Origin of the sequence: Pseudomonas gingeri (genome assembly GCF_013386165.1) — a bacterium.
In the GTDB taxonomy this organism is placed as follows: domain Bacteria; phylum Pseudomonadota; class Gammaproteobacteria; order Pseudomonadales; family Pseudomonadaceae; genus Aquipseudomonas; species Aquipseudomonas gingeri_C.
Genome location: NZ_JACAOS010000018.1, coordinates 234,409 through 255,742, shown reverse-complemented (window position 1 = coordinate 255,742; position 21,334 = coordinate 234,409). Strand labels below are relative to the sequence as shown.

Annotated in this window: 18 protein-coding genes; 11 read left to right on the top strand and 7 right to left on the bottom strand. The window is 63.3% G+C overall.

Going from position 1 to position 21,334, the window contains the following annotated elements; translation table 11 throughout:
* Positions 1-8: 8 nt before the first annotated feature.
* From HX866_RS22815 to HX866_RS22805, 3 genes are all read left to right on the top strand, one after another.
* Positions 9-584, top strand: coding sequence for an ANTAR domain-containing response regulator (locus tag HX866_RS22815; protein ID WP_177094768.1), 576 nt, complete (start codon positions 9-11; stop codon positions 582-584).
* Positions 585-927: 343 nt separating this feature from the next.
* Positions 928-2,139 (top strand): nitrate/nitrite transporter, encoded by a 1,212-nt coding sequence (locus HX866_RS22810; protein ID WP_177140454.1) that lies wholly within the window; start codon positions 928-930, stop codon positions 2,137-2,139.
* A 9-nt stretch (positions 2,140-2,148) separates the two neighbouring features.
* Positions 2,149-3,816, top strand: coding sequence for a bifunctional protein-serine/threonine kinase/phosphatase (locus tag HX866_RS22805; RefSeq protein ID WP_177140453.1), 1,668 nt, complete (start codon positions 2,149-2,151; stop codon positions 3,814-3,816).
* A 182-nt stretch (positions 3,817-3,998) separates the two neighbouring features.
* Here HX866_RS22805 and HX866_RS22800 read toward each other — a convergent pair whose 3' ends face one another.
* On the bottom strand, positions 3,999-4,946 hold the full coding sequence (locus tag HX866_RS22800; protein WP_177094763.1) for an AraC family transcriptional regulator: 948 nt from the start codon (positions 4,944-4,946) through the stop codon (positions 3,999-4,001).
* Positions 4,947-5,125: 179 nt separating this feature from the next.
* Between HX866_RS22800 and HX866_RS22795 the strand changes: the two genes are divergently transcribed.
* The gene (locus tag HX866_RS22795; protein ID WP_177094761.1) at positions 5,126-6,178 is read left to right on the top strand and encodes an NAD(P)-dependent alcohol dehydrogenase; all 1,053 of its coding nucleotides are present in this window, start codon (positions 5,126-5,128) and stop codon (positions 6,176-6,178) included.
* 239 nt (positions 6,179-6,417) lie between these two features.
* Positions 6,418-7,059 carry a TetR family transcriptional regulator gene (locus HX866_RS22790; RefSeq protein WP_177140452.1) on the top strand — a complete coding sequence of 214 codons (642 nt, stop codon included), beginning with the start codon at positions 6,418-6,420 and terminating at the stop codon, positions 7,057-7,059.
* Positions 7,060-7,277: 218 nt separating this feature from the next.
* On the opposite strand, the gene HX866_RS22785 is transcribed toward HX866_RS22790, so the two are convergent.
* The 4 genes from HX866_RS22785 to HX866_RS22770 all read right to left on the bottom strand — a co-directional run bounded on the left by HX866_RS22785 (position 7,278) and on the right by HX866_RS22770 (position 13,549).
* Complete coding sequence (locus tag HX866_RS22785) at positions 7,278-10,862, bottom strand: molybdopterin cofactor-binding domain-containing protein (protein WP_177140451.1); 3,585 nt, start codon at positions 10,860-10,862, stop codon at positions 7,278-7,280.
* Positions 10,863-10,878: 16 nt separating this feature from the next.
* Positions 10,879-11,355: a (2Fe-2S)-binding protein gene (locus HX866_RS22780; RefSeq protein WP_177094755.1), complete on the bottom strand. Its 477-nt coding sequence runs from the start codon at positions 11,353-11,355 to the stop codon at positions 10,879-10,881.
* Positions 11,356-11,748: 393 nt separating this feature from the next.
* Entirely contained in the window at positions 11,749-12,189 is a 441-nt protein-coding gene (locus tag HX866_RS22775) for a MarR family winged helix-turn-helix transcriptional regulator (RefSeq protein WP_177105751.1), read from the bottom strand.
* A 307-nt stretch (positions 12,190-12,496) separates the two neighbouring features.
* Positions 12,497-13,549 carry a 2,5-dihydroxypyridine 5,6-dioxygenase gene (locus HX866_RS22770; protein ID WP_177140450.1) on the bottom strand — a complete coding sequence of 351 codons (1,053 nt, stop codon included), beginning with the start codon at positions 13,547-13,549 and terminating at the stop codon, positions 12,497-12,499.
* Between the two features lie 311 nt (positions 13,550-13,860).
* Between HX866_RS22770 and HX866_RS22765 the strand changes: the two genes are divergently transcribed.
* The 5 genes from HX866_RS22765 to HX866_RS22745 all read left to right on the top strand — a co-directional run bounded on the left by HX866_RS22765 (position 13,861) and on the right by HX866_RS22745 (position 19,332).
* Positions 13,861-15,009 (top strand): FAD-dependent monooxygenase, encoded by a 1,149-nt coding sequence (locus tag HX866_RS22765; RefSeq protein WP_177094751.1) that lies wholly within the window; start codon positions 13,861-13,863, stop codon positions 15,007-15,009.
* On the top strand, positions 15,006-15,812 hold the full coding sequence (locus HX866_RS22760) for an alpha/beta fold hydrolase (protein ID WP_177140449.1): 807 nt from the start codon (positions 15,006-15,008) through the stop codon (positions 15,810-15,812). Before HX866_RS22765 ends, HX866_RS22760 begins: the two co-directional genes overlap by 4 nt.
* A gap of 43 nt (positions 15,813-15,855) precedes the next feature.
* Positions 15,856-16,488, top strand: coding sequence for an N-carbamoylsarcosine amidohydrolase (locus HX866_RS22755; protein WP_177105640.1), 633 nt, complete (start codon positions 15,856-15,858; stop codon positions 16,486-16,488).
* A gap of 303 nt (positions 16,489-16,791) precedes the next feature.
* The gene (locus tag HX866_RS22750) at positions 16,792-18,102 is read left to right on the top strand and encodes an MFS transporter (protein ID WP_177140448.1); all 1,311 of its coding nucleotides are present in this window, start codon (positions 16,792-16,794) and stop codon (positions 18,100-18,102) included.
* Positions 18,103-18,252: 150 nt separating this feature from the next.
* Complete coding sequence (locus tag HX866_RS22745) at positions 18,253-19,332, top strand: nucleoside hydrolase (RefSeq protein WP_177105642.1); 1,080 nt, start codon at positions 18,253-18,255, stop codon at positions 19,330-19,332.
* 137 nt (positions 19,333-19,469) lie between these two features.
* Here the strand turns inward: HX866_RS22745 and HX866_RS22740 are convergent, their stop codons facing one another.
* Both HX866_RS22740 and HX866_RS22735 read right to left on the bottom strand, forming a co-directional pair.
* Positions 19,470-20,012: a cysteine hydrolase family protein gene (locus tag HX866_RS22740; protein WP_177140447.1), complete on the bottom strand. Its 543-nt coding sequence runs from the start codon at positions 20,010-20,012 to the stop codon at positions 19,470-19,472.
* Positions 20,013-20,249: 237 nt separating this feature from the next.
* The gene (locus HX866_RS22735; protein WP_177105644.1) at positions 20,250-20,795 is read right to left on the bottom strand and encodes a histidine phosphatase family protein; all 546 of its coding nucleotides are present in this window, start codon (positions 20,793-20,795) and stop codon (positions 20,250-20,252) included.
* A 164-nt stretch (positions 20,796-20,959) separates the two neighbouring features.
* Here HX866_RS22735 and copC point away from each other — a divergent pair, with 164 nt between their 5' ends.
* Entirely contained in the window at positions 20,960-21,334 is a 375-nt protein-coding gene (gene copC / locus HX866_RS22730; protein WP_177094737.1) for a copper homeostasis periplasmic binding protein CopC, read from the top strand.

The window sequence follows — 21,334 nt, the reverse complement described above, 5'->3', positions numbered from 1 at the left end:
TGGCCGCCATGCTGAAAATCCTGCTGATCAATGACACCTCGAAAAAACTCGGGCGCCTGCGCACAGCCTTGAGCGAAGCGGGTTTCGAGGTGATCGACGAATCCGGCCTGACCATCGACCTGCCCGCGCGGGTCGAGGCGGTGCGCCCGGATGTGCTGCTGATCGACACCGACTCGCCCAGCCGTGACGTGCTCGAACAGGTGGTGCTGTTAAGCCGCAACCAACCCCGGCCCATCGTCATGTTTACCGACGAACACGATCCCGCGGTCATGCGCCAGGCGATCAAGGCCGGGGTCAGTGCCTACATCGTCGAAGGCATCCAGTCCCAGCGCCTGCAACCGATCATGGAAGTGGCCATGGCCCGTTTCGAAAGCGACCAGCACCTGCGGGCCCAATTGCAGGCCCGCGACCAGCAGATCGCCGAGCGCAAGCGCATTGAAATGGCCAAGGGCCTGTTGATGAAAATGAAGGGGTGCGACGAGGAAGCCGCCCATACCCTGATGCGCCGCCAGGCCATGAGCAAGCAGCAGAAACTGATCCAGGTCGCCGAGCAGGTGATCGCCATGAGCGAACTGCTCGACTGATACGCACCGCAACGCAGCACGGCCTTTGCGGTGAGCTGCGTTGTGGGGCACGGGCGTCTCAGCGCTGATTTCCAGCCTGCGGACCAGCCCCTCGAAAGGCCGTGCTTGAGCCTCCGGCAGGCCCGGCCGAAAAGCTGGCACACATAGTGCTCAGGCAATACCCGGTAGCCAACGGCGGCTGCCCCACCCCCGACAAAGACGTCGCATTTCCCTTCGTGAAAACGAGCAGGGATGCGGCGTTTTTGCGTTTTTGGCGCAGGCCACAGGGTGCGGACCGCCGGTGACGATCACCCGCCCGCAGACCCCGAGCCTTCGCCGAACCTTTTGGCAGATGAGGTGTTAGATGCACAACAGTTTCTGGAAAGCCGGCCATACACCAACCCTGTTCGCGGCGTTCTTGTATTTCGACCTGAGCTTCATGGTCTGGTACCTGCTCGGGCCCTTGGCGGTGCAGATCGCCACCGACCTGCAACTGACCACACAACAACGCGGCTTCATGGTCGCCACGCCGATCCTGGCGGGCGCCGTCCTACGGTTCATCATGGGCATGCTCGCCGACCAGCTGTCGCCGAAAACCGCCGGCATCATCGGCCAGGTAATTGTCATCGCCGGCCTGCTGGTGGCCTGGCAACTGGGCATCCATAGCTACGAACAAGCGCTGCTGCTGGGCGTCTGCCTCGGCATGGCCGGTGCTTCTTTCGCCGTGGCCTTGCCATTGGCCTCGCAATGGTACCCGCCGCAGCATCAAGGCAAGGCCATGGGCATCGCCGGTGCCGGTAACTCGGGCACCGTGATCGCCGCCCTGGCGGCACCACTACTGGCCGCGGCCTTCGGCTGGGTCAACGTGTTCGGCCTGGCCCTGATTCCCCTGGTGTTGACCCTGCTGCTGTTCAGCCTGATGGCCCGCAACGCGCCCAACCGCGCCAAGGCCAAATCCATGGCCGACTACCTGAACGCCCTCGGCGACCGTGACAGCTGGTGGTTCATGTTTTTCTACAGCGTCACCTTTGGTGGTTTTATCGGCCTGGCCAGCGCCCTGCCCGGTTACTTCCACGACCAGTACGGCCTCAATCCGCAAACGGCTGGCTACTACACCGCTGCCTGCGTGTTCGCCGGCAGCCTGATGCGTCCGTTGGGCGGCGCCCTGGCCGATCGTTTCGGCGGGATTCGCGCCCTGCTCGGCACTTACGCCATCGCCACCCTGTGCATCGGCGCGGTGGGCTTCCACCTGTCCAGCTCGATGGCGGCCCTGGCGCTGTTCGTGATTGCCATGCTCGGCCTCGGCGCCGGTAACGGCGCAGTGTTCCAACTGGTGCCACAGCGCTTTACCAAGGAAATCGGCGTGATGACCGGCCTGGTCGGCATGGCCGGCGGTATCGGCGGCTTCCTCCTCACGGCCGGTCTGGGGGCGATCAAGCAGAGCACCGGTGACTACCAACTCGCCCTGTGGTTGTTCGCCAGCCTGGGGCTGATCGCCTGGTTCGGCCTGTACGGGGTCAAGCGGCGCTGGAGAACCACCTGGGGTTCGGCGGCCTTCTCCGCAGCCCGGGTCTGAGCACCGATCATGGGCCTGCAACTCAGCTATGCCGAGGCCAGCGCCAGCGGTCCCCGGGAACAGAACCAGGACGCCACACGCCTGGTGATTCCGGTGCCCGCCCTGGCCGCCAGCAAGGGTTATCTGTTCGCTCTGGCCGACGGTGTCAGCCAGTGTGCCGACGGCGGCCTGGCCGCGCGCTCGACCTTGCAGGCCCTGGCGCTGGACTACTACGCCACGCCGCCGACCTGGGGCGTGTCCCAGGCGCTGGACCGCCTGCTGCTGGCACAAAATCGCTGGCTGCACGCCAATGGTGGGCAGTCGCCGTTGTTGACCACCCTCAGTGCGCTGGTACTGCGCGGGCGTTCATTCACCCTCGCGCATATCGGCGATTGCCGGGTGTATCGCTGGTTTGCCGGACAGTTGCAGCGCATCAGCGAAGATCATGTCTGGGGCCAGGCCGGCATGCAGCACGTGCTCAAACGCGCCCTCGGTCTGGAACAGCATCTGGTGGTCGACTACCTGGAAGGCGAGCTGCGCCAGGACGAACAGTTCCTGATGCTCAGCGACGGTGTCTGGGCCAGCCTCAGCGACGGGGCGATCATCGATATCCTGCAACGTGATCTGTCGCCGGAAGACGCCACTTGGGCCCTGGTCGAGGCCGCGCATCGGTCTGGCAGCCAGGACAATGCCAGTGCCGTGCTGGTGCGCATCGACGAACTGGCCGACACCGACCTCGACGATCTGCTTGGACAAGCTGAACAATGGCCATTGCCACCGGCACTGAAACCGGGACAGTCGTTCGAGGGCTGGCAGGTCGAAGGCCTGTTGAAACAGAGTCGCCAGTCGCTGCTGTACCGGGTTCACGACGCCCAGCACCAGCCCTGGCTGCTGAAAACCCTGCCGCCGCAGCGCCAGGACGACAGCGCCGCCGGCCAGAGCCTGCTGCTGGAGGAATGGTTCCTGCGACGCATGGCCGGTCGCCACTTCCCCGAAGTGCACCCCGCCGAGCAGCGCCAACACCTGTATTACCTGATGCGCGAATATCCCGGCAGCACCCTCGCCGAGCACTTCACGGCGCACGGCAACCTCGGGCTCAACCAGGGCTTGGAGCTGGCCTCACGACTGCTGCGTGCCATCGGCCTGCTGCACCGGCGCAATCTGCTGCACCGGGACATCAAGCCGGAAAACCTGCTGCTGGGTGCCGACGGCGAACTGCGGGTGCTGGACTTCGGCCTGGCCTACTGCCCCGGACTGAACCGTCAGCGCGATGGCGAATTACCCGGTACGCCCAGCTATATCGCCCCGGAAGCCTACGGCGGTGCGCCACCGAGTGCGGCGCAGGATCTGTATAGCGTCGGCGTCTGCCTGTATTACCTGCTGACCGGGCACTACCCCTATGGCGAAATCGAAGCGTTCCAACGCCCACGGTTCGGCTCGCCGGTACCGGCCAGTCGTTATCGTCCGGACCTGCCCGACTGGCTCGACCACAGCCTCGCCAAGGCCCTGGCCAGCGATCCGGCGCAGCGCTACGAAACCGCCGAGGAGTGGCTGCTGGCCCTGCAACAGGCCGAGCACCTGCCGCCACCGCGCCCCCGGCCCTTGCTGGAGCGCGAGCCGGTCAAAGTCTGGCGCGCCCTGGCGCTGGGCTCCCTGTTACTGAATCTGGTCCTGCTGGCCTGGCGACTGCACGGCTGACTCAAACACCTTTGTAGGAGCGAGCTTGCTCGCGATGGACGTTAACGATAACGCAGCGTTTTCTGGACGAATGCGGCGCTCTCAGGTCCATCGCGAGCAAGCTCGCTCCTACAAGAGCATTCAGGCAAGCAGGCTCACCACAGATCTCGGCCAGGCTTGAGATTGCATTTAACTCACAGGTATCAGCCGAAGGCCTGGTTGCTCAGCGCCGGAGCGTACTGTCCATCGGCGAGCGGCCAGGCTGCTCGTTCATCCCCCGGATTGCGCTCGAAGTAGCGCTTGTACTCGCGGCTGAACTGCGAAGAACTCTGGTAACCCACCCGGTGCGCCACCTGCGCCACGCCCAGGCCGTCGGCCAACAATAATTGCTGGGCCTTGAGCAGGCGCAGACGCTTGAGGTACTGCACCGGCGACAACAGGGTGACGCGCTTGAAGTGCTCGTGAAAGGTCGACAGGCTCATGTTCGCGCAGTTGGCCAGGGTCTCGACGTTCAACGGGTCGGTGTAATGGGCATGCAGGTGGTTCAACGAAGCCGATATCCGCGAGAAGTTGCCCTGCTGCTCCACCAGCGCCCGCAACACCTCCGACTGCGGCCCGCGCAAGGCGGTGAACAACAACTCACGCATCCGCGCTTCACCCATGACCCGGCATTCCAGCGGGTCTTGCAGGCAACGCAGCAAACGTTCGACACAACCGCGCATCGTGTCGTCCAGCACCACCGAGGTCATCGACTCCATGGTCTGGGCCGCCGCCGGGCTGGCGTGATTGATGCCCATGGCCAGCACCAGCTCGCCGAGCATCGCCCGGTCGAGGGCTACGGAAACCCCCAGCAGCGGCGCGCCATCGGCGCCGGCAAAGGTCTCGCACTCGAACGGCACCGAAAGTGCCTGGATCAGGTAATGCCCGGCGCCATATTCCAGGCTGCGCACGCCCAGGTAGGCCAGCTTGCTGCCCTGGACAATGATCATCAGGCTCGGCTCATAGATCTGCGGGCCACGGGCCACATCGCAGCCGACCCGCAGCACCTGGACCCCGGGCAACAGGGTCGGCTGGAAGCCATCGCGCGTGGCCAGGGGTTCGACCAGCGCGACCAGGGTCGCGTTGGCATCCAGATGACGGGTCAACAGCATGGCAAAAACTTCACGGAAAAAGGGATGTGAGCATCATCGCAGGTCTGGGCGCAGAGGCGAATGCCACACGGCCGATACCGGAGGAATAGGCACGACACGCGGAGGAATCGCCATGGCCGCGGCGGCCCTCGGCGCAGAGAATGGCTCGCCTCAACCGTCACAGCTTTGCGAGGCTCCTCATGTACACCGCCATTGGTTACGCCGCCCAGTCGTCCACCGCCCCCCTCGCCCCCATGACCTTCCAGCGTCGCTCGCCGCGACCTGACGATGTCGCCATCGAGATTCTCTACTGCGGCGTCTGCCACTCCGACATCCACCAGGCCCGCAACGAGTGGGGCATTGCCGTCTACCCGTTGATGCCCGGCCATGAAATCGTCGGCAAGGTCACCGCCGTCGGCGCCAACGTCACCCGGCACAAGATCGGCGACCTGGTGGGCGTCGGCTGCATGGTCGACTCCTGCCGCCACTGCGAAGCCTGCGCCGCAGACCTTGAGCAATATTGCCTCGAAGGTCCGACCATGACCTACGCCACCCCGGATCGGGTCGATGGTAGCAACACCATGGGCGGTTACTCCGACAGCATCGTGGTCAGCGAGCACTTTGTCGTACGCATCCCGGAGAAACTCGACCTGGCCAGCGCCGCGCCGATTCTCTGCGCCGGCATCACCACCTATTCGCCCCTCAAGCACTATGGCGTCAAGCCGGGTGACAAAGTCGGGGTTCTCGGCATGGGCGGCCTGGGCCATATGGGCATCAAGTTCGCCAAGGCCATGGGCGCCGAAGTCACCCTGTTCACCCGTTCGGCGAGCAAGGCCGAGGAAGGCCGTCGCCAGGGCGCCGACCATGTGATCGTCTCCACCGATGCCGAGCAGATGGCCGCCGCCGCGGGGCGTTTCAACTTCCTGCTGGATACCATCCCGGTGCAGCACGACCTCAACCCCTACCTCGACACCCTGGCCTTCGACGGCGTGCACATCCTGGTGGGCCTGATCGAACCGGTGGACCCGGCGCTGCATGCCGCCAAGCTGGTGCTCAAGCGCCGGGTGCTGGCCGGCTCGCTGATCGGCGGGATTGCCGAAACCCAGGAAGTCCTGGATTTCTGCGCCGAGCACGGCATCACCTGCGACATCGAGATGCTCGACATCCGCCAGATCAACGAGGCCTACAGCCGCATGATCGCCGGTGATGTGAAGTACCGTTTCGTGATCGACATGGCGACACTCAAGGCCTGATAAAGGCCAGCGATGATGTCGTCTTCGCCGACGCTATCGCGAGCAAGCTCGCTCCTACAATTTCCACAATACTGCGTCTGACGCAATTTCCGCCTACGACGCGAATACTGTAGGAGCGAGCTTGCTCGCGATGAGGCCCGCAAGATCGCCAACGACCTTGCGGGCCCCCACCCCGCCTAAGCACACAGCCCCCATGCTATATTCCCGTCCCTTCCCGCCCCACAGAAGGAATCTCGACGGTGAACAAGAAGACTGGCATCAGAGCCCAGCAAGCCGACCAGACCCGCGCCCGTATCCTCAAGGCGGCGGTCAAGGTGTTCACGCGCGATGGCTATTCCGGTGGCCGGGTCGAGAGCATTTCCCGCGAGGCCGAATCCAACGACCGCATGCTCTACTACTATTTCGGCAGCAAGGAACGTCTGTTCATCTGCGTGCTGGAACACACCTACGAGCAGTTCAACAAAGCGGAAAGCAAGCTCAAGCTGAACCTGGAGGAACCCCTGCAAGCCTTGCAGGACATGGTGGCCTTCGTCTGGAATTACTACGTCAAGCACCCCGAATTCGTCGCCATCCTGAGCATCGAGAACCTGCACAAGGGCCAGCATGCGCAGCAGTCGGGCGAGTTGCGCCGGCTTTCCGGCGAGGCGGTGGGCGTGCTGCGACCGATCATCGAAGCGGGCCAGGCCAAGGGGATCTTTCGAGAGGACCTGGACATCAAGCACGTGTACCTGATGATTGCCTCGCTCTGTTATTTCTATAACTCCAACCAGCACACCTTGAGTTCGTTTCTCGGCGAGCCGCTGGCGGAGAAACGCCAGCAGCAGGACTGGCTGGCGTTTATCAGTGACCTGGTGGTGCGCGGCGTAATGCGCCTGCCGTAGCCATTCTGCCCCACAGAAACATCGAGACGAACAGACTATTGTGGCGAGCGGGCTTGCCCGCGCTGGGCTGCGAAGCAGCCCTAAAACCTGTTGTTGCGGTGTGCCAGGTAGAACAGGATGATCGGTTTTGCGGCTGCTTCGCAGCCGAGCGCGGGCAAGCCCGCTCACCACAATGTCCCGGTATCTGCCAGAAATATCCCGGTAGCTGCCAGGTTTGATCAGTGGGTGCCGGGATTGGCGCGTACGTGGGCCACCGTTTTCTCCAATCCTTGCCAAGCCGGCGCCTCACCGGCAAACCGGCTGCGCAGATACGCCGCCAACTCCGCCACCTGGGTGTCGGAAAAACTGTCCTTGAACCCCGGCATATAACCCAGGTCCCGGGTCGCCGGATTCTGGATGCCCTGCAGGATCACCTTGAGCAGGTTGTCCGGCACATCGCTGTGCACATTGCTGTTGGTCGCCAGCGACGGACTGACCCCGAACAGCTTCGGCCCCAACCCATCGGCGTGGCAGCCCTGGCAGGAACCTTCGAACAGCCGCTGGCCATTACTCAGTGACAACTTCACCTGCGGCACCGCCCGCACCACTGTCGGCTTCTCGACGACCGGCCGGGTCGCCTGCTCCACCACCTGCGCCTCAGCCTGCGCGCCGTTGAGCGACGCCAGGTACACCGCCATCGCCCGCACATCCTCCTTCGGCAATTTCGCCAACTCGGTCACCACCGGCCCCATCGGTCCCGTCGCCACGCCGTGGGCATCGGAATAACCCGTGCTCAGGTAAGTGAACAACTGATCCTCGGTCCAAGGCGTCGGCGCCTTCGACAAGCCGTTCAACGCCGGCGCCTCCCAGCCATCGACCATAGCCCCGCCGAGGAACGCAGCGCCACCTTTCTCCGCCCCCATGAAGTTGCGCGGTGAATGGCAGGCCGCGCAATGCCCCAGGCCATTGACCAGGTAAGCCCCACGATTCCACTGCTCACTGCGCTGCGGCTGCACCTGGATTTCTCCCTTGCGCAGGAACAAGGCATTCCAACCGGCCATCAACGGCCGTTGGTTGAACGGAAAACGCATCCCATTGGCCTTGGCCGGCTGGCTGACCGGCGCCTGGGACATCAGGTAGGCATACAGCGCCTGCATATCCGCATCGTTGATATTGCGAAACGCCGTATAGGGAAACGCCGGATACAGATTGCGCCCGTCCCGACCAATGCCATCCCGCATCGCCCGCTCGAACGCCGGATACGACCAACTGCCGATGCCGGTCTTCACATCCGGGGTGATGTTGCTGCTGTACAAGGTACCGAACGGCGTCTCCATCGCCAGCCCGCCGGCATTGGTCACCCCGCCCGGCGCCGTATGACACACCGCGCAATCGCCGACCGCCGCCAGCAAGCGCCCACGCTCCAGCGTTGCCGTCGACCAGGTGCCAGCACTGGGCGGTGCGATGGGCGCGATTTCAGCGTGCCAGGGCCAGGCTGTGGCGGCCATGCCGAGCAGTGCACCGAAGGCCGCAAACAGCGAACCGAACAACCATTTCGAACGTTTCTCCGGCGACTTCGGCGGATCCCCGGCCGTCCCGGCATTGAGCGCCTGCAACACCCGCTCGGGGGTAATCGGCAACTCGCGAAAACGGATCCCGGTGGCATCGAAGATCGCATTGGCAATCGCCGCCGCACTCGGCACCGAGGCCGACTCGCCGGCGCCCATGGGCGGCTCGCTCTGGCGCGGCATCATCAACACATCGATCTGCGGCACCTCGGGAAAGGTCAGGATCGGATAACCGCCCCACTCCTTGCTCGATACCGTCGACTCCTCGAAGGTCACCCGCTCCTTGAGCACCCGGCTGGTGGACTGGATCACGTTGCCGTGAATCTGATGCCGTACCCCATCGGGATTGATCATCATCCCCGAGTCATGGCCGATCACCACGCGGGTCACCGAGACATCGCCGGTCTGCCGGTCCACCGCCACATCGGCGACCCAGGCCGCCCAGGCCGCGCCGAAACCGGGAAACTTGCTGTGGATATAACGCGCATAGGCAAAGCCACGACCGCGCAACAGATGGTCTTCATTCGGGGTTTGCATGGGCGCGGTACGCGGGGTCCAGGCAGCGCGCTCGGCGGTGGACTTCACCAGGTCGACGGCCCGCTGGTCCGGCAGATAACGCAGGCGATACTCCACCGGATCGACCCCGGCGGCGAAGGCCAGCTCGTCGATATAGGACTCATGGGCAAAGGTGTTGGGCAAGGCCGACACACCGCGCATCCACGAGGCGCGGACAATCGGCGACATGTCGTTGATGCTCACCCGCATATGTTCATAGGAATACGGCGGGATCGACGTCCGGTCGCCCATCTCGAACATCGCCGCCACCGGCTCGACCCGCCCGGTCAGCAGCAAGGCCAGGGTCGGCGCGCCGTTGGACGGGTAGCTGGTCTGGAAATCGTAGGCCGCCACGCTGCCGTCGGCATTCAGGCCGCCATCGATGTCCATCAGCTGCGCCGTGCCCTTGGGCTCCCAGGCATGCTCCTGGTCGCGGGTCAGTTGCACCCGCACCGGTTTGCCCACGGCCCGGGACAACAACAAGGCATCGGCGCAGACATCATCGGCGCAGTTGCGGCCGTAGCAGCCGGACGCCTCCATGCGAATGATCTCGATGCGCTCCTCCGGGTACTCCAGCAGCCAGGCCAGGTCGGCCCGCAGCAGGTGTGGATTCTGGCTGCCGGACCAGACCCGGATGCCCTCCTGGTGATAATCCGCCAGGCCACAGGACGGACCGATGGAGCCGTGCATCTGATAGGGCCACAGATACGTGCGCGGCATGCGCTGGCTGGCACCGGCGAGCGCCGCGTCGACATCGCCCTGGTCCAGCACCGTGCGCTTGATCCGTGGATTGTCGCGAATCGCCTGCTCGACATCGCTCAGGTCCGGCAGCTTCTGCGTCCAGTCCTTCCAGCGCACCCGCAGTTCCCGAGCCGCCTTCGCCGCCTGTTCTTCACGTAGCGCGACGACCCCGACAAAGTCGCGGATCACCACCACCGCGACAATCCCGGGGATATGGGCGATGGACGACTCATCGACCTCCAGCAGGCTGTTGCCGACAAAATCGCCGCTGTCGAAACCGGCATAAGGCGGGCGCACAACCCGGCCATGGAGCATGTCCGGCACACGCATGTCATGGACATAGATCAACTCGCCGGTGGCCTTGGCCGGAATATCCACCCGCGCCGTGCCCTTGCCCACCAACCGATAGTCGGCGGCCGGTTTGAGCGGCGCGCTGCCGCTGATACGCAACTGGTCGTGCTCGCCCGCCACCAGTTCGCTGTAGCTCAGGGCCCGGCCATCCGGCGCCTTGACGGTGCCGCTGGCGACTCGCAGCGTCTCGACACTCACCGACCAGCGCGCGGCGGCCCGTTCCAGCAGAAAGCGTCGGGCTTCGGCGGCGGCATTGCGCAGGGGAATCGCGGAAATCTGCAAGGTCGCGCTAGCAATGGTCGCGCCCTGGTTCGGCGCGCGCTCGGTATCGCCGAGCACCATGCACACCTGCTCCACCTCCAGGTCCAGCTCCTCGGCAACGATCTGCGCCAGGGAAGTGCGAATGCCGGTGCCCAGGTCCACATGGCCATTGAAGGCATAGACCAGGCCATCGTCGTTGACCGCGATAAACAGCCCCAACTCCTTGGGTTTGACCACCGGCGTGCCGCCCTTGGCCACCGGCCCCGAGGGCGGCAGGATGTCGTCGACGATCAGCAGCACGCCGGTCTTGGCCAGCCATTGGTCGCGGGTGGGGATGGCGTCGCTCATGGTCGTCGATCCTGGTTCAAGGCAATGGACGGGCGGCACGCAGCACCGCGCGAAGGATTTCGATATGGGTGCCGCAGCGACAGAGATTGGCCGAAAGTTCCTGGCGGATCTGCGCTTCGGTGGGGTGCGGATTACGGTCGAGCAAGGCCTTGGCGGTCATGATCATGCCGTTCAGGCAATAGCCGCATTGGGCTGCCTGCTCGTCGATAAAGGCCTGCTGCACCGGGTGCGGCGCCTCGCGGCTGCCGAGGCCTTCGAGGGTGACGATCTGCCGGTCCACGGCGCCGGCCAGGGGAAAGACACAGGAGCGAGCGGCCACGCCGTCGACGATCACCGTGCACGCGCCGCACTCCCCCAGGCCGCAGCCGTACTTGGGGCCGTTGAGCCGCAGGTCGTTGCGCAGCACCAGCAATAGCGGCGTGTCGGCCATGGCCGTCACCGAATGGCGTTGGCCATTGACCTCAAGGGCTACCGTGATTTCCTGCATCGTCATGGGTTGCGCTCGCTTCATTTAATGAAGTGACCACTACATGAAAAGGGCGTGAGTTCAGGACGATGTCTCCTGACGACACACTTTTTCCATGAAGTGGTTACTACATGAATGAAGAGCAAGAAGGATGCCAGCCTGCGATGGCGTCCGGGTAGACAGCACGTGGCTCAAGGGCCCCATCGCGAGCAAGCTCGCTCCTACAGGAGTCTCAAAGAACCCGGAGAGCAGAGGCGCAGAGGTGAATGTGTGGCGAGCGGGCTTGCCCGCGCTCGGCTGCGAAGCAGTCGCAAAACCGATCACAGTGTTCTACCTGACACACCGTGATCACTGGTTTCAGGGGCGCTTCGCAGCCCAACGCGGGCAAGCCCGCTCGCCACAACCCAAAGTCAGACGAGGTTATTCGTCGCGGTCGTCGATCATCTTGCGCAGCAGGAACAGCACGGCGACCTGCTCGGCGGGATTGAGGTTGCTCATGGTCAGTTCGCTGATCTGCGCGGCGCACGGCACGGTCTGCTGCACCAGGCGGCTGCCGGCCTCGGACAAACCGACGATGACCTTGCGCCGGTCTTCGGGGTCCGGCTCCAGGGTAATCAACTCGCGGGCCCTGAGCCGCTCGACGATACCGCGAATGGTCGCCTGGTCCACGGCGGTGGCCTTGACCAGTTCGGTCAGGGAGCTGGGGCCGTGATCACGCACGGCGCACAAGGTGACGAATTGCACCGCGGTGAGCTGCGAATCGCCGACATTCTGCTGGAAGATCGCCATATGCCGCTGGTAGGCCTTGCGCAGCAGGTGGCCGACTTGCTCGGAAAACACATAAGGATTGGAATCAGGAATATCCGACACGGCGGGCTCGAAAAGGCGGTAGGGATTGGGCTGGCATGATGGACAGGTTGTCGGGCGTACTCAAGCCTGCAGGCGCATTCATTGGAGCGAGCGAGCACGATTTTGTGGTGAGCGGGCTCGCCCGCGCTGGGCTGCGAAGCGGCCCTAAAACCAGTGATCACGGTGTGTCAGGTAGAACACTGTGATCGGTTTTGCGACTGCTTCGCAGTCGAGCGCGGGCAAGCCCGCTCGCCACAAGACCGCGCTCGGCTTGAGAGGGTTCTTGACTGGCACTGGGGTAAGCCCCCATACCGTCCCTTCAGCGAACCCGCGACGCCTCCGGCGCCACCACATCGCCGCCGATCACCACCGCCTGGTCATCCAGGTACACATCGCAATGGCGCAGCGGAATGTCCAGATGGCACGGCGTCTTGCGCGTCCCGCCGACCTCGGTATTCGGCCCGGTGGAGAACAGGAAGTTGCCATAGAACGCCCGGGCATCCATGCACATGCCGTCGTTCTTGTCGTGCAGCCCCATCGCCGTCCACTGCGCCCGCGGTTGCAAGCCCCAACCGATATGGGAGATGCCGTACACCTCGGGGTCGTTGAAATACTTCATGTAGTCGCGCAGGTACTCGGCCTCGAAACCACCGTGGATCGAGGTGATAAAACCCTTCTCGATCTCCAGGGTGATCTTCTCCCGGGTATAGGTCTTGAACGGCAGCAGGATATCGCCGACATCCAGCACCAGCACGCCCTCGGCGGTTTCCTCGTTCGGCCAGGAGAACAGAAAGCCGCTCGGCCAATGGTCCCAACGCCCCGGCTCATCGGCGAAACCATACTCGGTCACCGATGGATATTGCCCCAGCGCCGCGCGGAAATCGCTGCCGGCACGGGAGGTCACATGGATCGAACGGGCCTTCTTCAACAGCTCTTCCGCCGCCAGCACCCGCACCTTGTCCCCCTCGGTAGGGAGCATGCGCGCCAACACTTCCGGCGGCTCCACCGCCAGCAGGATGCGCGTGCCGGTCTTGAGGATCTGCTCCTGTTCCGGCGAGTGCAGCAACATCATGGTGTCGACGATCAGGTCCGCCGCTTCCAGCGCCCGCTGCGCGGCGAGATTGCCGGTCAGCGCGGTGTCGCCACAGTAGGCGGTCATGTCGTTGCCCATGGCCGTCGGATGATTGAACGACGGCAACTCCACCGCGTACACCTTGGCCCCCAAGCGCTGCGCCGCCTCCATCGCCGAGCGCACGGTACGCGGATCGGAGTAATGACTCTTGAGTATCGCAACACTCTGGGTCGGGTCGACTTTCGACAACTTCAACACGTGCTCGAACATTTGCGTCAGTTCGCAATCACTTACCGGCATTTTCCTCTCTCCTCTTCGCTCGCGCTGCACCAAGTCGAGGCGCGACGCTTCAGTCTAGTGCGCTTTTATAGCGTATACGCCAATTAACCTCGATAAGACCTGAATTCACAGCGCTCTGCAAGCAGCAGACCAAAACGTTACCAAGCCACACATACCTAACAAAACAAGGTTACTTAGCGTTACCCATGGCTAAAACCGCTAAAAATTTAATTTTTATAGAGGCGCTTCTCTTTTGAAAAAAAGAGTGTATACACTTTAAAAACCCGGTGGCCGAACCTGCCACCCCACACTCGGAACGAGGAGCAAGCCCCATGGCAAGCACGCAAAAAATCGCCATCGTCGGCGCAGGCCTGGGTGGCGCCGCCGCCGCCACGCTGTTGCAACAAGCCGGATTTGATGTGTCGATCTACGAGCAGGCACCGGAGTTTTCCCGCCTGGGCGCCGGGATCCACATGGGTCCGAATATCATGAAGATCTTCCGGCGCATGGGCATCGAACAACAACTCGACCAGATGGGCTCGCACCCCGATCACTGGTTCAGTCGCGACGGCATGAGCGGCGACTACCTGTCGCGCATTCCCCTCGGTGAATTCGCCCGCAAGGAATACGGCGCGTCCTACGTCACCGTGCACCGTGGCGATCTGCACGCGCTGCAGATGTCGACGATCCAGCCCGGCACCCTGCACTTCAACAAGCGCCTGGAAAAGATCGAGGACACCGGTGACCAGGTGCGCCTGAGCTTCACCGACGGCACCACCGCCAGCGCCGATATCGTCATCGGTGCCGACGGCATCAACTCGAAGATCCGCGAAGAACTGCTGGGCCATGAAGCGCCGTTGTACAGCGGCTGGGTCGCCCACCGTGCGCTGATCACCCGCGACAAGCTGGCCCGCTACGACCTCGACTTCGAGGACTGCATCAAGTGGTGGAGCGAGGACCGGCACATGATGGTCTACTACACCACCGGCAAGCGCGACGAGTACTACTACGTCACCGGCGTACCGCACCCGGAACTGGACTTCGAAGGCCCGTTCGTCGACAGCAGCCGCGAAGAGATGTTCGAAGCCTTCCAGGGTTACCACCCCACCGTGCAGGCGCTGATCGAATCCACCGACACCGTGACCAAATGGCCGCTGCGCAACCGTAACCCGCTGCCGCTGTGGAGCCGTGGGCGCCTGGTGCTGCTGGGCGATGCCTGCCACCCGATGAAACCGCATATGGCCCAGGGCGCCGGCATGGCCATCGAAGACGCCGCCATGCTCACGCGCTGCCTGCAGGAAACCGGCCTCAGTGATCACCGCACCGCCTTCGAACTCTATGAAGCCAACCGCAAGGAACGCGCCTCGCGAGTCCAGGCGGTGTCCAACGCCAACACCTGGCTGCGCACCCAGGAGGATCCGGCCTGGGTCTACGGTTACGACCTCTACGCCCAGGTGCTGAAATCGGGGGTGGCCGCGTGAGCACTTTCGTCCACGGCGGCAACGTCCAGGCCAACGGCATTCGCCAGCACTACCTGCGGTATGGCGGCCAAGGCCCGGCGCTGATCCTGATCCCTGGCATCACCAGCCCGGCGATCACCTGGGGCTTCGTCGCCGAACGCTTCGGTCGGCACTTCGACACCTATGTGCTGGATGTCCGCGGGCGCGGCCTTTCCTCAAGCGGCCCGGAGCTGGACTACAGCGCCGAGACCTGCGCCACCGACATCGCCGCCTTTGCCGCCGCCCTGGGCCTGGATAACTACCACCTGGTCGGCCACTCCATGGGCGCACGCTTCGCCGTGCGCAGTGCCGTGCTCAGCCCGGCCGGGGTCAAGAGCCTGGTGCTGATCGACCCGCCGGTGTCCGGTCCCGGTCGTCGCGAATATCCGAGCAAGCTGCCCTGGTACGTCGACTCGATCCGCCAGTCGCTGATCGGGATGGACGCCGAGGCGATGCGCGCCTTCTGCGCCACCTGGACGCCGGAGCAACTGCAACTGCGCGCCGAATGGCTGCACACCTGCTACGAGCCGGCCATTGTCAGGGCGTTCAACGACTTCCACGACGTCGACTTCCACCAGGACCTGCCTCGGCTCACGGCCCCCGCCCTGCTGCTGGTGGCCGGTCGCGGCGGCGTGATCCAGGAAGAAGACGAAAGCGAAATCCGCGACCTGCAACCGGGCATTCGAATCGCCCACGTCGCCAATGCCGGCCACATGATTCCCTGGGACGACCTGGACGGTTTCTTCGCCGCCTTCGGTGACTTCCTCGGCGTCAGCCTGACTTGAACGGCACGAGCGGACACACACCTGAACCTGTGGGAGACTCGCGATGAGCGAACAAAGCGCCAATGACAACTACCAGGGCGTCTGGGGCCAGCGTATCGGCTTCGGCCAGAAGCCGGCCCTGCTGATGATCGATTTCATGCAGGGCTACACCACCGAAGGCGCCCCGCTGTTCGCCCCGGGCGTGGTCAGCGCCGTGGCCGAAAGCGTCGAGCTGCTGGACTGCGCGCGGAGCCATGGGATTGCCGTGGTGCACACCAATATTCGCTACCATCCGGGTCATTTCGCCGATGGCGGCATGTGGGTGCGCAAGGCCCCGGTGATGAAGGACATGGTCGAGGGCAACCCGCTCGCGGCCTTCTGCGAAGCGGTGTTGCCACTGCCCTCGGAAGTGGTCATCAGCAAGCAATACGCCAGTGCGTTTTTCGGCACCAGCCTGGCCTCGCAGTTGCACGCCCAAGGCATCGACACCGTGGTGCTGGCCGGCTGTTCCACCAGCGGCTGCATCCGCGCGACGGCCGTGGATGCCGTGCAGCATGGTTTCAGGACCATCGTGGTCCGCGAATGCGTGGGCGACCGCCATTCGGCGCCCCATGAAGCGAATCTGTTCGACATCGACAGCAAGTACGGCGATGTCGTCAGCAAACAGGAAGCAATTTCGAAGTTCAAGGAGCAATAAGGTTTTACGAAGAACCACGCCATAGAGCGTGGTCTTGAAAAACTGAGAGCCCACTTTGGCATACGGCTTGTTGAACGCAGCCGGTCAACTGTGGGAGTTGGCTTGCCTGCGATAGCGGAGTGTCAGACGACAGCAATGTTTCTGAACGACCGCCATCGCTGGCAAGCCAGCTCCCACATTGAAAAACCGGTGCAGCTCCCAGTCTTCTGACACTGCCTTTGGAAGTCGCTTTCACAGCACTCCGAAGTGCTGGAACAAAAGCGGCTGTAATAAAAACCATAAGTCACCGCCAGGAGACAAATAATGCCCATTGCGAATGCGACAACCGCGACCTCGGTCGCCGACCCGACCCAAGCGCTTTACCACAAGATCACCTGGAAACTGATCCCGTTCCTGTGCCTCTGCTACCTGGCCGCGTACCTCGACCGGATCAATATCGGCTTCGCCAAACTGCAGATGCTCGACCAACTGCACTTCAGCGAAACCGCCTTCGGCCTGGGTGCCGGGCTGTTTTTCGTCGGTTATATCCTGTTCGAAGTACCGAGCAACCTGGTGCTGGAAAAGGTCGGGGCGAAAATCTGGATCGCGCGGATCATGATCACCTGGGGCCTGCTCTCGGCCTGCACCCTGCTGGTGACCTCCACCACCCAGTTCTACATCCTGCGTTTTCTGCTCGGCGCCGCCGAAGCCGGCTTCCTGCCGGGCGTGCTGTTCTACCTGACCACCTGGTTCCCGACCCATCGGCGCGGGCGAATCATCGCCCTGTTCATGATCGGCCTGCCGCTGTCCAGCGTCATCGGCGGCCCGCTGTCGGGCTGGGTCATGGGCCACTTCGACCAGGTCAACGGGCTGCGCGGCTGGCAATGGCTGTTCCTGATCGAAGCGGTGCCCAGCGTATTGCTCGGCATCCTGACCTTCTGGGCACTGCCGAACCACTTCCGCCAGGCCAAATGGCTCAACGAAGAGGAAAAGGCCGTACTGGAAAGCGAACTGCAAAGCGACGAGGCCAGCAGCCCCGAGAGCAAGCAGCATTTTCGCGATGGCTTCTTCAACCTCAAGGTCTGGATGCTCGGCGGCATCGACTTCTCGATCCTGCTCAGCGCCTACGCCATGGGCTTCTGGATGCCAACCTTCATCCGCAACGCGGGGATCACCGACACCTTCCATATCGGCATCCTCACCGCCCTGCCGAGTGTCGCCGCCCTGCTCGGCATGCTGCTGATCGGCGCCAGTTCCGACAAGCATCGCGAACGCCGCTGGCACATCATCGTGCCGTTTTTCGTCGGTGCCGCCGCCATGGCCGCCAGCACCTTCTTCACCCATAACGTGGTGGCGACGGTGGCACTGTTCGCCGTGGCCTCGGCGGCAATCATCGGCGCGGTGCCGGTGTTCTTCAGCCTGCCGGCGACCTTCCTCAAGGGCACCGCGGCAGCCACCGGTTTTGCCCTGGCCTGCTCCCTGGCGAACATCGCCGGGCTGGTCAGCAACTCGCTGATGGGCGTGGCCATCGACCTCACCGGCAGCAGCGCCGGAGCCCTCTGGTTCTTCGCCGGTTGCCTGATCCTGAGCAGCTTCCTGGTGATCGCCCTGCCGGCAAAACTGGTTAATAGGTGAAAAAGCAGCTGCAAGCGGTAAGCCTCAAGCTGCAAGCTTGGAGCAACAGCAGGTCGCTGTGTTCTTGCTTGCAGCTTGTGGCTTGCGGCTTGTGGCTTGCGGCTGCGTCTTAACAACAACTACCAACAACAATTCTTCAAGGACAATCGTATGCAACGCTTTCTCAAGGTCTGCGCGCTGGCGCTGTCTGTCGGCCTCGCGGCCGGGTCGCTGCAAGCGGCTGAAAAAGTCATCATCGACACCGATTTCAACGTCCTCAACGACGACGGCCAGGCCTTTATCATGCTGGCGCAGTTGCACGCGCAGAAGAAAATCGACCTGCTGGGCATGACCCTGGTCAGCGGCAATGCCTGGGTCGACCAGGAACAGGTCGACGCCCTCAAGGCCGTGGAACGCATGGGGGTGGAAAAGGAGATCGGCGTCTACTCCGGCGCGGCCTATCCGTTGCTGCATGACTTCGCCACTTATCCACAGGAGCAGGCGATGTTCGGCGCCGGATGGCCGGGGGCGTTCAAGAACCCGCGTCCGACCTCGGCCTCACAACTGGTGGCACCGCCCGATGGCCTGGCGACCCACACCAAGCTGCGCAGCGAAACCGCGCCGCAGTTCATTATCGACAGCGTGCGCAAATACCCCCATGAAGTGACCCTGCTGGCCATCGGTCCGTTGACCAACCTGGCCCTGGCGATCCGCCAGGCGCCGGATATCGTGCCGCTGATCAAGCGCATTGTGTACATGGGCGGCGCCATCGAGATTCCCGGCAACACCACGCCGGCGGCGGAGTTCAACTGGTGGTTCGACCCGGAGGCGGCGAAGATCGTCCTGCGCTCACCGATCGAACATGTGATCTTCCCCAACGATGTCTGTGAGAAAGTCACCTTCGATGCGTCGGTCTACAATCGGGTGATTGCGGCCAAGGGCGCGGTGCCGGAACTCTACAAGAGCGTGTTCGGCCCGCAGTTCGCCAAGGACCCGGGCTATCACAGCTTTACCTGGGACAGCCTGCCGGCGTTGTTCCTGGCGGAACCGGAAATCGTCACCGAGTCGCGTGATATGTGGATCGATGTCGACACCCATTTCGGCCCGGACTACGGTCGTGCGCTGGGCTACAAGAAGAACCCGCCGGTGGGGACGCAGAAAGCCAGGATCGTGTTCGCGGTCGACCAGAAGAAATTCTGGAACGACTACGTGTCGCTGGTGACCTTGCCGACGCCGGTGAAAAAGCCCTGAGATCAGCGGTGCCGGGTAGACCGCTATCGCCGGCAAGCCGGCTCCTACAAGGGATGATGGTGAACGCCCGAGCGGCGTTACACACCGCCCCCCTGTAGGAGCCAGCTTGCTGGCGATGACCGCGCAGCGGTCGCCATTCAGAACCGCACGTCAGCCGTACCCAGCACCTGCACAAACGCCCCGTTCAGGGTCGCGTTGTGATGCTCGACAATCGCCCGGGCCGACAACCCGGGCGTTTCCATGCAGGTATGGGCGTCGCCCACCAGGACCGCCTCGAACCCCAGGTCCCTGGCCAACCGGCAAGTGCTGTCGACGCAATACTGGGTCTTCATCCCGACGATCACCAAACGCCCGACCCCGGCATCATCCAGCTGTTCGGCGAACCCGGTATTGAAGAAACAGCTGGGGCGCGTCTTGTCGAGCAGACGGTCCACCGCAGGATCAACCTGCAACTCCGGCACCAGTTGCCAAAACGCACTCCCCGCCGCAATTGGCGAGCCGTCAGGCCCGGTATGCCTGACCGCGAAAATCGGCGCATTGGCCTGCCGCGCCACACCGATCAGGCGATTGATATTCTCCAGCACCCGCGGCCCCTCCCAGGGCTGATCGGGACCATGGAACAAACCGACCTGCATATCGATGATCAACAGGGCCGAACGCTGTGCATTGTCTGCTTGCATGGGTGTTGCTCCTTGCGTGTGATGCCAGCAAGGGCCCAGAAACCAAAAGGCCCCGTCCATTGCTGGCGGGGCCTGGGGTCACTGCGTTTACCGACTCACGCACCGACCTCACGCCCGCCATAGGCGGTCGTGGTGGTTTGGGTGAGGTTCAGCAGATTCCGGTTCATGGGGTCGATCATGCTACGGACTATTTGAAGATGGCAACCCCAATCTCGAAAAAGGCTGCAGCCCATGGCCTCAGAAGCGCAACCGCCAGCGCCCATTGCGACGCAGGTCGACCACGGACAAGGGCTCGATATCGATCGTATTGAAGGAGGTAGGACTGGCCTCCAGGGCATGCAGAAGCGCCGCCCGGATCACGAAGGGATGGGTGACCACGACAAAATGCCCCTCCTCATGAAAACCGTCGAGCCAGACCCCGACCCGGGCACACAACGCCGCCACCGATTCACCTGCCGGTGGTACCAGCGTCGGGTCCGAGGTCCAGGCCGCCAGCCATTCAGGCTCGCTCTCCAACAGGTCCGCCAACGCAACACCCTGCCATTCGCCCACATCCAGGTCGCCCAGTTCCGGGACGATTTCAATCTCGCCGCCCAGGGCCTCGGCGGTCTGCCAGGCACGGGTTTCCGGGGCGCTGAGGATTCGCACCGGCTTCTTCAGGCGCACCGCCAGTTCGGCCGCCTTGAGCAAGCCCTTGGGCTCGACCGGTTCGTCCAGCGGAAAACGCCCCAGGCGCTGGGCCTCGGTGCGGGCGTGGCAAACAAAGCTCAAACGAATCGACATAAGGGTGTGTTCCGAAAGGCAGTCCGTGTCGTGGCTCAACATACCGGGAAGTCACTCGGCCCGTATTGCAAGTATCGCTCAAGGAAACAAAGGCTCAAAGGCGACGTTCGGCTACAGAGCGAGCTAGTATAGTCAGCTCACTTGATCCCACGAGGAACTGCTCGATGCCTGTTGCCCTGTTCAAGAAAACCCTCGGTGCCCTGCTCCTGCTGAGCGGCCTGGCCGGTGCGAACGTCGCCTTCGCCCATGCCCACCTGAAAAGCGAAACCCCGGCCAAGGACGCCACCGTCAGCGCCCCGGCCGATTTGCGCCTGGTGTTCAGCGAAGGGGTCGAGGCCGCGCTGACCAAGGTTGAAGTCAGCAGCTCCGATAAGGCGGTCACGCTGAAAAGCATCGCCACCGATCCGGCCGACAAGAAAATCCTTATCGTCACCCCGGCGGCGCCACTCCCGGCCGGCGAGTACAAGGTCGTCTGGCACGCGGTGTCGGTCGATACCCACAAGAGCGAAGGCAACTACAGCTTCACGGTGGGCAACTGA